Genomic DNA, 16,513 nt, shown 5'->3' with positions numbered 1-16,513 from the left:
TCAATAAACGGCAACCGGGTAGGACCCGAGGATTTTCAGATAGGCGGCATAGCCAGCCAGTTTTTCGAGCGCCGCCTTGATCGCTGGTTCGTCGCGATGGCCCTCGATATCAACGTAGAAGACGTATTCCCACAGCGCATTGCGGGCTGGACGGGATTCAAGACGACACATCGAAACCCCGGCGGTAGACAGCGGGAGCAGCAACTCATGCAAGGCGCCGGTCCGGTTGGGTGCCGACATGATCAGTGACGTCTTGTCACGCCCGGAAATACCGGAGTCATGCTTGCCAAGGACCAGGAAACGGGTCGTATTGTTCGGCTCATCCTCGATGTTCTCGACCAATTTCGGCAAGTTATAGCGCGCTGCGGCAGCTTCACCGGCAATCGCCGCCGTACCTGGCTCAGCGGCTGCGTTCTGGGCGGCCTGGGCATTGCTGCCAACGGAGATACGCTGCGCCTTGGGCAAGACTCGGTTCAGCCACTCGTGGCATTGAGCCAACGACTGGGCATGCGAATAGACCTTGGTAATCTTGCCCAGGTCGGTTTCGTTGGTCAGCAGGTTCTGGTGGATACGCAGCACGACTTCGCCGCAGATTTTCAGCGGTGTGGCCAGCAACAAATCCATGGTCCGACCGACCGCACCTTCAGTCGAATTCTCGACCGGGACGACGGCATAATGGGCGTGGCCGGACTCAACCTCGCGGAAGACGTCGTCGATCGACGATTGCGGCAGCAAGCGTGCGGCATGACCAAAATGCTTGGTGGCCGCAGATTCGGAGAAGGTGCCCAGCGGCCCGAGAAAGGCAATACCCAAGGGCTCTTCCAGCGACAAGCAGGCCGACATCACTTCACGGAAGAAGAAGGTGATGTTCTCGCCAGGGAGCGGCCCCGGGTTGGCCTCCTGCAAGCGGCGCAAAACCTGAGCTTCACGTTCCGGACGGTAGATATGCCCCGCTTCGCCGTGTTCAGCCTTGATCTCGCCAACCCGCTGCGCACAGCGAGCGCGTTCGTTCAGCAGCTTGAGCAGTTCCCCGTCAATGCGATCAATATCGGTACGAACGCCAGCCAAGGCCTTTTGCAGATCGTCGCTCATGGAATCAAGCCTTACGTTGGGCGAAATCGTTCATGAAATCGACCAGTGACTGAACGCCAGCCAGCGAAACCGCGTTGTAGATCGAGGCGCGCATGCCACCAACCGATTTGTGGCCCTTCAGCGAAACCAGCCCGGCCGCTTTGGACTCTGCCAGGAAGGCAGCGTCGAGTTCGGGATTGGCCAGCACGAAAGGTACGTTCATGGCCGAGCGGCAATCGGGATCGACCGGATTCGTATAAAACCCTTCGGAATCATCAATCGCTGCGTACAAAATCCGCGCCTTTTCGGCATTAACTGCAGCAATGCCCGGCAAACCGCCCTGCCGCTTCAGCCACTGGAAAACCAGGCCGGCAATATAGATCCCGTAGGTCGGCGGCGTGTTCAGCATCGAACCGTTTTCGGCCATCACTGCGTAGTCCATCACGGTCGGGATGGTCAGCGGCGCCATGCCGAGCAGGTCGCGATGGACGATGACCAGCGTCAGGCCGGAGGGACCGATGTTCTTCTGGGCACCGGCATAGATCAGGCCGAATTTCTCGACATTGACCGGACGCGACAGGATGTGCGACGACATGTCGGCCACCAGCGGCACGCCAGTATCGGCAATGCGCTCGGCCGGGATTTCGACACCGTGGATGGTTTCGTTGGTGCAGACATGCAGGTAGGCGGCGAAAGGGTCGAGCCTGATTTCGTCAGCTGCCGGCAAACGGGTAAAGCCGCTGCTCTCGGTAGTCGCCGCACAGCGCACGTTACCGAAACGCTGTGCTTCCTTGAAGGCTTTCTTCGACCACGAGCCGGTCACGATATAGTCGGCCGAGCGGCCGGCCAGCAGGTTCATCGGAATCTGCGCAAACTGCTGTGTCGCCCCGCCCTGCAGGAAAAGCACCTTGTACTGTTCGGGAATGCCCATCAGCTCGCGCAGGTCGGCTTCGGCCTGCTCGAGAATGGACATGAACTCCTTGCCGCGATGGCTCATCTCCATCACGCTGCAGCCCGCGCCATGCCAGTCGAGCAACTCTTCCTGCGCCTGCCTGAGGACTTCTTCGGGAAGAGCAGCCGGACCGGCGCTGAAATTCCAGATGCGGCTCATCAGACTTCTCCACCTTCGTTGCTGGCAACATCACCTTCGCTCGGTGCAGCATCGCCCGTTTCCGGAGCGACAACTTCGGACTCACCTTCTACCTCGGCTTCTGCCACCGACTCAGCGACCTTTTCCAGACCAGCCAGCTTCTCTCCATCATCCAGCGAGATCAGCGTCACGCCCTGAGTTGCCCGGCCCATGCCACGAATTTCCGAGACGCGGGTGCGGATCAGCACACCGCCGGTGGTGATCAACATCACTTCGTCGTTGTCGTCGACCAGCTTGGCACCAATCACCACGCCGTTGCGCTCGCTGTCGGCGATCGCCTTGACACCCTGCGTGCCGCGACCGGAATGGCGGAAGTCAGCCAATACCGTGCGCTTGCCGAAGCCGTTTTCGGTAGCGACCAGCACGGTCTGCTGATCGCTCTCGGCAACCAGCAGGGAAATCACCGCCTGACCGGCCTGCAGCTTCATGCCTCGGACGCCACGGGCACCACGACCCATCGGACGGACATCTTCCTCGTCGAACCAAACGGCCTTGCCGGCGTTGGAAACCAGCACAATGTCGCTCTGGCCGGTGGTCAGTTCGACGCCGATCAGATAATCGTCATCAAGCAAGTCGACCGCGATGATGCCGGCCTTGCGCGGATTGGAGAAGTCGGACAACGGGGTCTTCTTGACGGTACCGGCACGGGTTGCCATGAAGATGAACTTGTCGTCGGCGAATTCCTTGACCGGCAGCACGGCGTTGATCCGCTCGCCCTCTTCCAACGGGAAGAGATTGACGATCGGCTTGCCGCGGCTGACGCGGCTGCCCTGCGGCGCTTCGTAAACCTTCAGCCAGTAGCAACGGCCGCGGTTCGAGAAGCACAGGATGAAATCGTGGGTATTGGCCATGAACAGGTGATCGACGAAATCCTCGTCCTTGATCGCCGCTGCCTGCTTGCCACGACCACCACGCCGCTGGGCGCGGTAGTCGGCCAGCGGCTGGGCCTTGATGTAGCCGCCGTGCGACAGCGTAACCACCATATCCTGAGGCGTGATCAGGTCTTCCAGACTCAGTTCGTGCGTCTGCAGGATGATTTCCGAGCGCCGCTCGTCGCCAAACTGTTCGCGAATCGCCACCAGCTCGGTCACGATGATTTCAGTAATGCGTTCCGGCTTGGCCAGGATGTCGAGCAGATCGAGGATCTTGGCCATGACATCCTTGTACTCGCCGACGATCTTGTCCTGCTCCAACCCGGTCAGGCGCTGCAGTCGCAGTTCGAGAATCGCTTGCGCCTGAGCATCGGACAGGCGATAACCCTGTGCCGACAAACCGAATTCCGGCGCCAGCCCTTCCGGACGCGAGGCATCGGAAGCGGCACGGACCAGCATTTCCTCAACCACCGCGCTGCGCCAGGTACGCTCCATCAAGCCGCGCTTGGCATCGGCCGGCGTCGGCGCCGCCTTGATCAGGGTGATGATTTCGTCAACATTGGACAGCGCAACAGCCAGACCTTCGAGGATATGACCGCGTTCGCGCGCCTTGCGCAGTTCGTAGACGGTGCGCCGGGTAATGACTTCGCGACGATGCGACAGGAAGCATTCCAGCATCTGCTTCAGGTTGAGCAGGCGCGGCTGGCCATCGACCAGCGCGACCATGTTCATGCCGAAGGTATCCTGCAGCTGCGTTTGCTTGTACAGGTTATTGAGGATGACCTCGCCGACTTCGCCGCGCTTCAGTTCGATGACGATGCGCATGCCCGACTTGTCGGACTCGTCGCGGATATCGGAAATGCCTTCGATCTTCTTCTCGTTGACCAGTTCGGCGATCTTCTCGATCAGTGACTTCTTGTTAACCTGATAGGGAATCTCGTCAACGATCAGCGCTTGGCGACCGTTGCTCTTTTCCATGTCCTCGAAGTGAGTCCGAGCACGCATGATGACGCGGCCACGACCGGTCTGGTAACCCTCGCGGACCCCCGTCATGCCATAAATCAAGCCTGCGGTCGGGAAGTCCGGGGCGGGGATATAGGCAATCAGGTCTTCGATGCTCAGTGCCGGATTTTCCAGCAGCGCCAGGCAGCCGGCGATGACTTCATTGAGATTGTGCGGCGGGATATTGGTCGCCATGCCCACCGCGATACCGGACGAGCCGTTGATCAGCAGGTTGGGGATACGCGCCGGCATGACCAGCGGCTCGTTTTCGGAACCATCGTAGTTCGGCCCGAAATCGACCGTTTCCTTATCCAGATCTTCCAGCATCTGGTGGCCGATCTTAGCCATGCGGACTTCGGTGTAACGCATTGCCGCCGCGCTATCGCCGTCGACCGAACCGAAGTTACCCTGGCCATCAACCAGCATGTAGCGCAGCGAGAAATCCTGCGCCATACGGACGATCGTGTCATAGACCGCGGTATCACCGTGCGGGTGATACTTACCGATCACGTCACCGACGATACGCGCCGATTTCTTGTACGCCTTGTTCCAGTCGTTGTTCAGCTCGTGCATCGCAAACAGGACGCGGCGATGCACCGGCTTCAGGCCGTCGCGCGCATCCGGCAGCGCCCGGCCAACAATCACGCTCATCGCGTAATCGAGATAGGAACGCCGCATCTCGTCTTCGAGGCTGATCGGCAGAGTTTCTTTGGCGAATTGGTCCATGTCTCACATTCGCACCGCTTGCGCGATGCCTTATTAGTTGATTCAAGCGTAATTTGCTATTTTAACACGCGACCTTCACCGGATAGACCCCGTTTTTCATGACAACAACACCTGAAGTTATCGACCTTCTGATCGAAGCACGCTGGATTGCTGCGGTCGACCCCGACGTGGTACACAAAAACCACGCCGTCGCCGTCAACCAAGGTCGCATTCTGGCCATCCTGCCCGCCGGCGAAGCCCGTGCCCTGTATGCGCCGAAGAAGACCACGGTACTTCAGGACCACATCCTGATTCCCGGCCTGATCAACCTGCACACCCACGCCGCGATGAGCCTGATGCGTGGCCTGGCCGACGACCTGCCATTGATGGAGTGGCTACAGAAACATATCTGGCCGACAGAAGCCGCCCATCTCTCGTCGCAGTTCGTCTACGACGGCACCCGCCTCGCCTGCGCTGAAATGCTCAAAGGCGGGATTACCTGCTTCAACGACATGTACTTTTTCCCGGAAGCTGCTGCGACGGCCGCATCCGAATTCGGCATGCGTGCAATGCTCGGCATCACCACGCTGGAGTTCCCAACCCCCTATGCCAGTGATGCCACCGATTACATCAACAAGGGACTGGCCGTCCGCGAAGCGTGGCACAACAATCCACTGATTGACTTCTGCCTGGCACCCCACGCCCCTTACACCGTGTCTGACAGCACTTTTGAACGGATTCTGACGCTCTCCGAGCAACTGAATCTGCCGGTGCACTGCCACATTCACGAAACACAGCAGGAAATTGACGAAAATCTTAAGCAGCACAAACTGCGACCGCTGGCCCGCCTGCACAAACTCGGACTACTCGGCCCCAATTTCATCGGGGTCCACGCCGTCCACCTGAACGACGACGACCTGCAACTACTCGCCGATACCGGCTGCAATATCGCCCACTGCCCCACCTCTAACCTCAAACTGGCCAGCGGCTTTGCTCCAGTAGCGAAAATGAGACAATTTAGCATCAATGTCGGGCTAGGTACCGACGGCGCGGCAAGCAACAACCGCCTCGACCTGTTTGGCGAAATGCGCCTGGCCTCCCTATTAGCCAAAGGACTAACCGGTGATGCCAGCGCCCTGCCAGCCAGAGAAATCCTGCGCATGGCCACACTCTATGCCGCCCAAGCACTGGGACTCGGCAATGAAGTCGGCTCGATCACCCCGGGAAAATCAGCAGACCTTTGTGCCGTCAGCCTGGCGGCATTGGAAACACGCCCCTGTTTCGACCCAGTGTCACACCTGATCAATGTCTCAGGCCGAGAATCAGTTACTCACGTCTGGGTCGCCGGAAAGTGTTGCGTAGACGACAAATCTTTACTTCAGCACGACCAAAATGATTTGGAATCTGCGATAGCACTATGGCAGAATAGTTTGGAATTCCGCCAGCGGACCTGATCTATGGTCGTGGAGCGGGTTAAAGATTTCCAAATTTTCTTCAATGAGGGAAAACAATGATCAAAAATATCGTCAAGAAATCTCTGGTTCTGGCCCTGCTGGCTGGCATCGGCTTCTCTGCTGTTGCGCAAGAGCGCGTTTACCTGATCGACCAGCGTGACGTCGTCGCCAAGAGCGGCTTCGGTCTGTGCTGGCGCGATGGCTACTGGACCCCGGCCGCTGCCGCTGCCGACAAGGCCGGTTGCGAGTGCGACAAGGACCTGTTGCCGGCTTCCGCTTGCGGCGCTGCCCCCGCAGCCGCCCCGGCCGGTGCCGCTGCTGCTGGCGTGAAGCCGTCCGGTGAAAAGATCACCGTCGCTGCTGACGCCCTGTTCGACTTCAACAAGGCTGTCCTGCGTCCGGCTGGTAAAGCCAAGCTCGACGAGCTGGTCTCCAAGGCCAAGGCCATCAAGCTTGAAGTGATCCTGGCCGTTGGCCACACCGACCGCATCGGTTCCGATTCCTACAACCAGAAGCTGTCCGAGAAGCGCGCTGCCGCTGTCAAGGAATACCTGGTTGCCAAGGGTATCGAAGCCAACCGTGTTTACACCGAAGGCAAGGGCGAGAAGCAGCCGGTCACCGGCGACAAGTGCAAGGGCAATGCCAAGACCAAGGCCCTGATCGACTGCCTGCAGCCGGATCGTCGCGTCGACATCGAAGTCATCGGCACCAAGTAATCGGCCGTCGCTTCACCGAAAAGCCCTGCCTTGGCAGGGCTTTTTCTTTTCCGTCAATTGAACAGATAAAAGCCATGCTTAACGCCGACCAAGCCGAACTGGATAAATTTGGTGAACTTGCCCACCGCTGGTGGGATCCGAACAGCGAATTCAAGCCGCTGCACGATATCAACCCGCTCCGCATCGACTGGATCGATCAGGCGATCAGTCTGGCTGGCAAACGCGTTCTGGACGTTGGCTGTGGTGGAGGCCTGCTGTCTGAAGGCATGGCTGTTCGTGGCGCAAATGTGACTGGCATTGACCTCTCCGAGAAACCATTGGGCGTGGCCAAGCTCCACCTGCTGGAAACCGGCCAGAAGGTCGATTACCGCAAGATTTCCGTCGAGGAACTGGCCGAACAGATGCCCGGTGAATTTGATGCTGTCACCTGCCTGGAAATGCTCGAACACGTTCCCAATCCATCCAGCGTCATCACGGCCTGCGCCCGCCTGGTCAAGCCGGGTGGCCAGGTTTTCCTGTCCACGCTCAACCGTAACCCGAAATCCTACCTGTTTGCAGTCATCGGAGCCGAGTACGTGCTGCAGATGCTGCCCAAGGGAACGCACGATTACGCCAGGTTCATCAAGCCATCAGAGCTCGCCCGCTGGGCGAAGATGGCCAACCTTGAACCTGAAGAACTTGTCGGCATGAGCTACAACCCACTGACCAAGAAGTACTCACTCGGCAAAGACACCAGCGTCAATTACCTGATGCGCACCATCCGGCATGTTTGATGCTGTTCTGTTCGACCTGGATGGCACCTTGGCCGACACGGCGCCCGACCTGGGCGAGTCGGTCAACATTCTGCTGCTGGAGGAAGGACGACTGCAGATCCCGCTTGAAACCCTGCGCCCCTTCACGTCGCAGGGCGTTCGTGGCCTGCTAAAGACTGGCTTTGGCATCGACGTTGCGCATTCCGCCTACGAACGCCTGTCGCAACGCTTTCTCGCCATTTACGCAGAGCGCTTGTGCCATGCCACCCGGCTGTTCGATGAAATTCCGGAATTGCTGGATGCGCTGGAGCAGATGAGTCTGGCCTGGGGGATCGTCACCAACAAACGGATGCGCTTTACCGACCCTTTAGTCGAATTGCTGCAACTCACCCCTCGTACCACCTGCGTCGTCAGCGGCGACACGACGGCCGAAGTCAAGCCGTCGCCATTGCCCATCCTGCATGCCTGCCGCCTGCTGAACTGCCGGCCGGAGCGCACACTCTACGTTGGCGATGACCGGCGTGACATCGTCGCCGGCAACGCAGCCGGTTGCAAGACAGTGGCTGTTTCCTATGGCTACCTCGGCGATAGCGGTCCTCCACACACTTGGGGCGCCGATCTGATCATCGACCGGCCAAGCGAACTGGCGGAATACCTCGCTAGACACGCCGGGCCGAAATAAGCAGGTTGCGCGGCGTTAATTTTCGTTCGCAAAAACTGCCCAAAGCGACTGCGTAGCCTACCTTTTCGAGATATACCGACAAATCGAGAACCAGCCAGACCTCGATGGCTCGGCGAAAGGCGTGGCGAACGATCGACAGGCGCATCAGGTCATGGCGCCGTTCCCAGCCCTGAGCCTCAAACTCATCAGCGACACCGGCCGAGGGAAGAGCCAGCCCTTCTCGTTCTGCCATCTTGACCAGAAATTCGGCAAATTCCGCGCGCATCCAAATGTCGGGCACCGGCTTGAATGTCCGGTAAGCGTCACCGGACACCTGCCGACGCCAGGCGTCAAAACCAAGCTTCCAGGCCATTGCCCGATCCCGCTTGCGGGTCTCTCGAGGCGAGGCGGTGACCGTCTCGGTGACCGCTAGACGGGTATCGTCCCGACTCAGAGACAACTGCAGGTCACCGGAAAGCGGCTGGTAGCGCTCGGCAACCCCTCGGTAGTAGCAGCACGGTGCTACGTCAAAACAATCAACGGACCTTGCGGCCCCCTGTTGAATCAGGCGTCGATGCAGCTCCCCGCAGGCATGCAGCGCCACCGCGTGTTGCCCGGATTGCGGCCAGGTCGCCGTTTCCATCGCATCGGCAGCGACAAATTCCTGCATCACCCCAGCGCGATGCGCCAAGGAGGAACCGGAATCACACAGACCAGCATCGATTTCGAGTGTATGCACCGGCGTCTGCCAGGTCAGCGCCAGAAGACGGCCGAGATGCCCCTTGCCGCCACACCAATCAAGAACCGGCTGACCGCAATTGACAGTGGCCGCAGCAAAAGCCTCGATCTGCTCGCGCTTGCGGCCCGGAATCTCCCAAGCCCAATGCTTTGCTCGCTCAGCCAGCGCTTGCTGCGGCATGGCCGGCAACTCGCTCAGCGCGGCGATGGCAGCAACTCCAGGCACGTGTTTGGCCAAAAGATTCAGCGCGGCAGGCAAATCATCATTCAGACCGGCAACCAACGCTTCTGGCAGCGCCAGCAACTCATCGGTCAGCGCCGGCCATTGCTCGCACCAGTCCGGACGGATTTCACGAAAGGGCTGGGGATGCCAAAGATCACGGAAGTTCAGCAGCCCTGCATCAAGTTCCTGCTGACGCTCAGCCAGTCTCACTTGACGGCTGCCCGGCGCTCGCGCCGCCGATAGCCAATCACGGCAGGCACGATAGCCATGACCAGCACCAGCAAGCCCAGCCCAAGCGGCCAGAACACCGGACTGTTCCAGTCTCGCCGAGCCGTAGCCCGATCGACAACATCAATGCGCTGATATTTCAGGATATTGTTGCCGACATCATTCGGCTTGCGGTTTTTCAACCAGCGATGACCCAAGGTATAGCTCTTCGGATGCAGGCCGAACACCCACGGTGCATCGTGATGCAGGATGCGATTCATCTGGCGGACGATGCCGAGGCGCTCCGGGGTGTTGTCCATGTTTTTCATACGAACAAACAAACGGTCGAATTCCGGATTGGCATAGTTGGACGCATTTTCCCCTCCCTTGGCGACCTTACCTTCGTTGCCATCGAGCAGAAAGAAGAAGTTCTCCGGGTCCGGATAATCGGCATTCCAGCCCAGGTAATAAAGCTGGACGTTGCCTTTGCGAATCTTGTCCTGGAAACGGTTGAAGTCGGTCGAGCGGATGACCAGTTGCACGTCGATTTTGGCGAACTGCCGGGTCAGCCAGTCGAGGCGTGACTTTTCCCCCATCCCGCCACTGGTGGTATCAAGATTGACGACCAGTGGCTCACCCGTCTTTTCGTCGCGGCCATTCGGATAGCCGGCTTCGGCGACCAGCTTTTTCGCCACCTCGACCGCTTTGCGCTTCGGCTTGCCGTCGACCCAGTCGTAGACCGTGCTGTCGATACCCTGCTCGTCCGGCTCATAGCCGAAAATCCCCGGCGGCAGCGGACTCTGCGCCGCAATGCCGCGGCCGTTCTGGAAAATGGAAATATATTCTTCCTGATCGATGGCGATCGAAATGGCCTGCCGCAGCTTGGTCGACCTTGGCGATAAACCGCCAATGACCGGGTCGAGCATATTGAAACCCATGTAGAAGGTCGAAGACTTGACCGAAGTGAGCAGTCGGATGCCCTTGTCGCGCATCTCGTCAGTCAGCGCCACATCGCCGCCGACATTGACGCGCACGGCCTGGTCGAAGCTGTCCGAAGAAATCCCCGAGGCATCGTAGTAACCCTGCAGGAACTTGTTCCAGTACGGGATCGCCTCCTTCTCGCGGTTGAAGATGGCCTGATCGATGAAGGGCAGCGCTTTGCCGCAATCATTCAGCAGCCCGGCCTCTCGGTCACCGGGCTCCCCTTCACAGGGATAGGCCTGGCCATGGAAATTCGGATTGCGTGACAGCACCATGCGGCGATTCGGATCATTCTCACTGAGCAGGTAAGGCCCCGTACCGACCGGCCACCAGTCCAGCGTCAGGTTCTTCACTGCCATGCCCGGTTGGGCAAAGAAACGGTCAGCCTCGCGCGGCACCGGGGCGAAGAAGGGCATGGCCAACCAATAAAGGAACTGCGGGTACTTGCCCTTGATGCGAATACGCCAGGTGCGGCTATCCACCTTCTCGACACCGGCCAGCGGAAAGGTATCAAGATCGAGCCATTCGTCCGCCGGTTTGTCCTTGGCCGCTTTCTGAAGGTTTTCGCCGAGTTCTTTCAGGCCAACGATCTTGTCGGCCATCATGCCAAAAATCGGCGAATGCAGGCGCGGATGGGCCAGGCGCTTAATCTGGTAGATGTAGTCGTCGGCGGTCAGTTCACGGGTACCGGTCGACGGAAAATCACCTACCGTCTGCCGGCCATCCGCCTGATTTTTGCCCCCGAATACCGGTTGACCATTGGCATCGACAGCAAAGGCCGGGTGCGGTTGAAAACGGATACCCGGCTTCAGTTTCAGTTCGTAGACGCTCTCGGCAATGCGCTCGACAGGCGCATCGTGCGGCAACTCCCGGCCGGCCGCATCGAAAAAGCGAAGTACAGGCACCTGCTCGACCGTCGATGGGATCAGTTCGTACGGCCGCTTCAGGTAGTGGTATTGCAGTGGCGGTTCATAGATCTGCGCGGTAAAAGCGATCTCGTCCTCCGTGTAGGACTGCGCCGGATCCAGATGCTTCGGGCGATCGGTAAAAGCCGTGTAGAGGATGTTGCGGCCCGCGTCGGCAATCGGATATGGATCGTTCCACGCCTGCCCGCATCCGGACAGGGCGATGACAACAGTGAGACCGGCACAGATTTTTCGCATGGCACGCAGTTTAGCAAATGCCCGCGACAGCGCTTGACCAGCCCGATGAGAATTGCCCACAATGGCTCAAACACCACAACACAGAGGCATCCGCATGCTCGATACAAAAATCCCCGACTTCTCCCTGCCCGCCACCAGCGGCACAACCTTCAACCTGGCCGCACAGGCCGGCAAGATTGTGGTCATCTATTTCTATCCAAAGGACAGCACCCCTGGCTGCACCACGCAAGGGCAGAATTTTCGCGACCTCCACGATCAGTTTGCCGCAGCAAACGCGGTCGTTCTCGGTATCTCCCGGGACAGCCTGAAGTCACATGAAAACTTCAAGGCCAAGCAGGAATTCCCGTTTGAACTCGGTTCGGATGCCGATGAAGCCGTCTGTAACCTGTTCTCTGTCATGAAAATGAAAAACATGTATGGGAAACAAGTCCGTGGCATAGAACGGAGCACTTTCGTCATCGACCTCAACGGCGTGCTGCGCCGCGAATGGCGCGGTGTCAAAGTGCCCGGCCACGTCCAGGAAGTGCTCGATTTCGTCAAAACCCTTTAACCCCTTTTCCCACCCCGACCAAAGGCCCACTCCATGCCGCGCAAGCCCGCTGCCACAAAGAAGCCCGCCGTTACCAAGATTTTCGTTCTCGATACCAACGTGCTGATGCACGATCCCAGTTGCCTGTTCCGCTTCGAGGAACACGATATTTTCATCCCGATCATGACACTGGAGGAGCTCGACAACCACAAGAAGGGCATGACCGAAATTGCCCGCAACGCCCGCCAGGCCTCGCGCATGCTCGACGAAATGCTGGCCCACGATGAAGTCGACATCGACGAAGGCATCGACCTTTTCGGCCCTTCCAGCAAGCTGGCCAGCGGCCGCCTCTACCTGCAGACCGAGGCTATCAGCGCCGAACTACCGCAGGGCCTGCCGACCTCCAAGGTCGACAACCAGATTCTGTCAGTGGTCATTCACCTCCAGAAGAAATTTCCGAAACGCCCGGTCATCCTGGTGTCGAAAGACATCAACATGCGCATCAAATCGCGCGCCCTCAACCTATTGGCTGAGGATTACTTCAATGACAAGGTGCTCGAGGATACCGACATCCTCTACACCGGCACCCGCGCCCTGCCCGACAATTTCTGGGACAAGCACAGCAAGGGCATGGAGTCGTGGAAGAAGGACAGCAAGACCTATTACAAGGTGACCGGCCCGCTCGGTCCGCAACTGCTGGTCAATGAATTCGTCTGGCTGGAGAGCGATGGCTTCACCGCAATCGTCAAGGAGACAGCTGGCAAGACTGCGGTGCTGGAAACGCTGGTCGATTACACCCATCCGAAGAATGCCATCTGGGGCATCACCGCCCGCAACCGCGAACAGAATTTCGCGTTGAACCTGTTGATGAACCCGGATATCGACTTCGTCACCCTGCTCGGCCAGGCCGGTACCGGCAAGACCCTGCTGACGCTGGCCGCCGGACTGACGCAGGTACTCGAAAGCAAGCGCTTCGCTGAAATCATCATGACCCGCGTCACGGTCCCGGTCGGCGAAGATATCGGCTTCCTGCCCGGCACCGAGGAAGAAAAAATGGCGCCATGGATGGGGGCTCTTGAAGACAATCTGGATGTCCTGACCCATAGCGACGAAAACAGCGGCGGCCCCTATGGCGGCGATTGGGGCAAGGCAGCAACCAACGACATCATCCGCTCGCGGATCAAGGTCAAGTCGATGAATTTCATGCGCGGCCGGACCTTCCTGAAGAAGTACCTGATCATCGACGAGGCGCAGAACCTGACGCCAAAGCAGATGAAAACGCTGGTCACGCGCGCCGGCCCCGGCACCAAGGTGGTCTGTCTCGGGAATATCGCCCAGATTGACACGCCCTACCTGACGGAAGGCAGTTCCGGCCTGACCTATGTTGTCGACCGCTTCAAGGGCTGGCCGCACTCCGGTCACATTACGTTACAACGCGGGGAGCGTTCCCGTCTGGCCGACCACGCCGCCGAAGTGCTATAATCGACCCTTCAATTAAGGGGCCGTGTCAGTGACACGGCCTTTTCGTTTCAGCCACGGATTAATTCCGCCGGAGGAGTCACTTGAAACGTCGCGACTTTCTAGCATCAGCCGCCGCACTCTCGCTATTTGTTTCTGACGCCTGGGCTGCCAAGAAGCAGGCCAAGGCCAGCGCAGCCAAAAGTTCCACGGGGGGCGCCAAGAAAAAGGGCGCTGCCGGGAAGGCTTCGTCAGGAAAAGCATCAAGAAAATCGGGCGCGAAACCTGATCGCCACCACAAGGGCAAGATCACTTACCGGCCACAGGAACCGGTCACCCATACGGCTGACGACCCGGTCATCGAACGGCCGCCGCAAGGCACAACAGCCTCCAGACTCCCTCCGGTCAGAGCGCCGGAACCGCCGTCGGACTGGCGCACCTACGAAATCACCACAACGGTCAGCCTGAAAAACAAGAGCGGACCCAGCAAGCTGTGGCTGCCGTTGCCGCTCAATCAGGACACCCTCTTTCAACGCACGCTCGGCCACTCCTGGGCAGGAAATCCGGCCAATGCCGGCATGCGTCGACTGCCGGATGGCGACCTAGAGGTCTTCTATTGCGAATGGCCGGACGGCGGTGATGCCAAGTTGCAACTCACCACGCTGGTGACCACCGCAGACCGACATTTTGATGTCACCAAGCGCACGGTGGCGCCGGAACGCGAAGACATCCTGCGCCGCAACCTGCAGGCATCTCAATTGATTCCCAACGATGGCCTGGCCTTCCAGCTCGGCGAGCGCATCCTTGGCCGGATCAAGGATCCCGTCGCCCAAGCCAAGGCCATTTACGACTGGGTCGTCGACAACTCGATTTATGACCCCAGCCTGCCAGGCTGTGGCACCGGCGACGTTCGTCGTCAATTGATCCAGGGACAATACGGCGGGCGCTCGGCTGACATCAACGGGCTATTTGTCGCCATCTGCCGTGCCATCGGCATTCCAGCGCGTTGTGTCTACGGCCTGCGCACAGGCTCCTCCCGCCTGTTCCGCAGCCTAGGCCTGAGTAATGATGATGCGACCCACGGCCAACACGTCCGCGCCGAATTCTACGTCCCTGGTTACGGCTGGATTCCGGTCGACCCCAGCGATGTGCGACGCACGATTGCCACGGAAGGCCTATCCGACCGGGATAGCAAACTGATTTCTTTGAGAAAAATCCTGTTCGGCGTCTGGGAAATGAATTGGATTGCCTTCAATCTGGGAGCGGACGTCGTCCTTCCTGGGAAGAATTCCGCGATGCCCTTCCTGCTCTTTCCTCAGATGGAGCCTTCAGGCACCCGTTATGATGGAAGCAATCAGACCGCCATTCAATACAGCATCAAAACCCGTCAGGTCGCCCTCTAGTCAGACTAGTTCTGGGAATCGACAAAACCGCCGCTGGCCAGATTCTCGAAACGGGTGTATTCGCCAATGAAGGCCAAGCGTACGGTCCCGGTCGGGCCGTTACGCTGCTTGCCGATGATCACTTCGGCCAAGCCCTTGTTATCGTTGCTATCCTTGTTGTAGTACTCATCGCGGTACATCATCAGGATCACGTCGGCATCCTGCTCGATAGCGCCGGATTCGCGCAAGTCGGACATCATCGGACGCTTGTCGGTACGCTCCTCGACCTTCCGGGAAAGCTGTGACAACGCCACGATTGGAACCTGCAATTCCTTGGCCAGCGACTTGATCGAGCGCGAAATCTCGGACACTTCCGTCGCCCGGTTCTCGCCTTGGCGGTTACCCGACATCAGCTGGATGTAGTCGATGACCAGCAAGCCAAGCTTGCCGCCATACTGGCGCGCCAGGCGCCGTGCTCTGGCCCGCAGGTTAGCCGGACTCAAGCCGCCGGTTTCATCGATATAGATCGGCGCCTCGTGTAGCTTGCCCAGCGCAAACGACAACTTGGACCATTCTTCGTCGCTCATGCGCCCCGTTCTCAGGCTCTGTGAGTTCAGACGCCCGATCGAGGCCAGCATCCGCATGGCGAGCTGGGCGCCGCCCATTTCCATGGAGAAGACACCAACCGGTAAACCGGAGTCGACCGCCACATTCTCGGCAATATTCAAGGCAAAGGCGGTTTTACCCATTGACGGGCGCCCGGCAACGATAATCAGATCGCCCGGCTGAAAGCCGGAGGTCTTCGAATCCAGATCGATAAATCCGGTCGGCACCCCGGTGATATCGGAAGGGTTGTCGCGATCATGCAATTCCTGAATACGCTCGACCACCTGGGTGAGCAAGGGATTGATGTGCACGAAGCCTTCATTGTGACCAGCCCCGGCCTCGGCAATCTTGAAGATTTTTGACTCTGCCTCGTCGAGCAGAGTTTCAGCATCCCGCCCAAGCGGATTCAGGGCATCGGCTGCAATTTCGTCGGCGGTTGCCACCAACTGGCGCAATACGGAGCGCTCGCGAACGATTTCGGCATAGCGTTTGATATTGGCCGCCGATGGTGTATTCGCTGCCAGCTCACCGAGATAAGCCAAGCCACCGGTCTGCTCACCCTCCCCCGCCGCATCCAATGCCTCGGCCACCGTAACCACGTCAGCCGGTTTGGCCTTTTCGAGCAGATTACGAATTTGCCGGAAGATACGCCGATGTTCATCGCGATAGAAATCGGCATCGGTCAGCATATCGCCCATCCGATCCCAGGCCTGATTGTCGAGTAACAAGCCGCCAAGGATCGACTGTTCGGCCTCGATCGAATGCGGCGGCACGCGCAAGTGGTCCAGCGTGGAATCGGGAATACGGGGTTTCTGAGGACGTTGGTTCATGTTTTGAAGTTTA

The 16,513-nt window shown here is 58.9% G+C and carries 13 protein-coding genes; 7 read left to right on the top strand and 6 right to left on the bottom strand.

Annotated features, from left to right (window positions below; translation table 11 throughout):
- From pheA to gyrA, 3 genes are read right to left on the bottom strand one after another with little or no spacing between them, the layout of a single operon-like run.
- On the bottom strand, positions 1 to 1,092 hold the full coding sequence (gene pheA, locus DARO_RS06405; RefSeq protein WP_011286997.1) for a prephenate dehydratase: 1,092 nt from the start codon (positions 1,090 to 1,092) through the stop codon (positions 1 to 3).
- 4 nt (positions 1,093 to 1,096) lie between these two features.
- Positions 1,097 to 2,182 (bottom strand): 3-phosphoserine/phosphohydroxythreonine transaminase, encoded by a 1,086-nt coding sequence (serC, locus tag DARO_RS06400; RefSeq protein WP_011286996.1) that lies wholly within the window; start codon positions 2,180 to 2,182, stop codon positions 1,097 to 1,099.
- Positions 2,182 to 4,821 (bottom strand): DNA gyrase subunit A, encoded by a 2,640-nt coding sequence (gene gyrA, locus DARO_RS06395; protein WP_011286995.1) that lies wholly within the window; start codon positions 4,819 to 4,821, stop codon positions 2,182 to 2,184. The genes serC and gyrA overlap by 1 nt, the downstream gene beginning before the upstream one ends.
- Before the next feature lie 98 nt (positions 4,822 to 4,919).
- On the opposite strand from gyrA, the gene DARO_RS06390 reads away from it, so the two are divergent.
- The 4 genes from DARO_RS06390 to DARO_RS06375 all read left to right on the top strand — a co-directional run bounded on the left by DARO_RS06390 (position 4,920) and on the right by DARO_RS06375 (position 8,404).
- On the top strand, positions 4,920 to 6,254 hold the full coding sequence (locus DARO_RS06390) for a TRZ/ATZ family hydrolase (RefSeq protein WP_011286994.1): 1,335 nt from the start codon (positions 4,920 to 4,922) through the stop codon (positions 6,252 to 6,254).
- Between the two features lie 56 nt (positions 6,255 to 6,310).
- Positions 6,311 to 6,970, top strand: a complete 660-nt coding sequence (locus DARO_RS06385) for an OmpA family protein (RefSeq protein WP_011286993.1) — start codon at positions 6,311 to 6,313, stop codon at positions 6,968 to 6,970.
- A 74-nt stretch (positions 6,971 to 7,044) separates the two neighbouring features.
- Positions 7,045 to 7,743, top strand: a complete 699-nt coding sequence (ubiG, locus tag DARO_RS06380) for a bifunctional 2-polyprenyl-6-hydroxyphenol methylase/3-demethylubiquinol 3-O-methyltransferase UbiG (protein ID WP_011286992.1) — start codon at positions 7,045 to 7,047, stop codon at positions 7,741 to 7,743.
- A complete protein-coding gene (locus DARO_RS06375) occupies positions 7,736 to 8,404 on the top strand; it encodes an HAD-IA family hydrolase (RefSeq protein WP_011286991.1) in 669 nt (222 codons plus the stop codon). Before ubiG ends, DARO_RS06375 begins: the two co-directional genes overlap by 8 nt.
- On the opposite strand, the gene DARO_RS06370 is transcribed toward DARO_RS06375, so the two are convergent.
- A complete protein-coding gene (locus DARO_RS06370; protein ID WP_011286990.1) occupies positions 8,382 to 9,554 on the bottom strand; it encodes a methyltransferase in 1,173 nt (390 codons plus the stop codon). The genes DARO_RS06375 and DARO_RS06370 overlap by 23 nt on opposite strands.
- Complete coding sequence (locus DARO_RS06365) at positions 9,551 to 11,695, bottom strand: ABC transporter substrate-binding protein (protein WP_085961222.1); 2,145 nt, start codon at positions 11,693 to 11,695, stop codon at positions 9,551 to 9,553. Before DARO_RS06365 ends, DARO_RS06370 begins: the two co-directional genes overlap by 4 nt.
- A gap of 94 nt (positions 11,696 to 11,789) precedes the next feature.
- Here DARO_RS06365 and DARO_RS06360 point away from each other — a divergent pair, with 94 nt between their 5' ends.
- The 3 genes from DARO_RS06360 to DARO_RS06350 all read left to right on the top strand — a co-directional run bounded on the left by DARO_RS06360 (position 11,790) and on the right by DARO_RS06350 (position 15,085).
- On the top strand, positions 11,790 to 12,245 hold the full coding sequence (locus tag DARO_RS06360) for a peroxiredoxin (protein WP_041224246.1): 456 nt from the start codon (positions 11,790 to 11,792) through the stop codon (positions 12,243 to 12,245).
- Between the two features lie 33 nt (positions 12,246 to 12,278).
- Positions 12,279 to 13,706 (top strand): PhoH family protein, encoded by a 1,428-nt coding sequence (locus DARO_RS06355; RefSeq protein ID WP_011286987.1) that lies wholly within the window; start codon positions 12,279 to 12,281, stop codon positions 13,704 to 13,706.
- Positions 13,707 to 13,786: 80 nt separating this feature from the next.
- Entirely contained in the window at positions 13,787 to 15,085 is a 1,299-nt protein-coding gene (locus DARO_RS06350; RefSeq protein ID WP_011286986.1) for a transglutaminase-like domain-containing protein, read from the top strand.
- Positions 15,086 to 15,090: 5 nt separating this feature from the next.
- Here DARO_RS06350 and dnaB read toward each other — a convergent pair whose 3' ends face one another.
- A complete protein-coding gene (dnaB, locus tag DARO_RS06345; RefSeq protein ID WP_011286985.1) occupies positions 15,091 to 16,500 on the bottom strand; it encodes a replicative DNA helicase in 1,410 nt (469 codons plus the stop codon).
- Positions 16,501 to 16,513: the final 13 nt, after the last annotated feature.

This window comes from Dechloromonas aromatica RCB, from assembly GCF_000012425.1.
The sequence above is the reverse complement of the archived record's forward strand: the minus strand, read 5'-3'. Positions and strand labels throughout refer to the sequence as shown.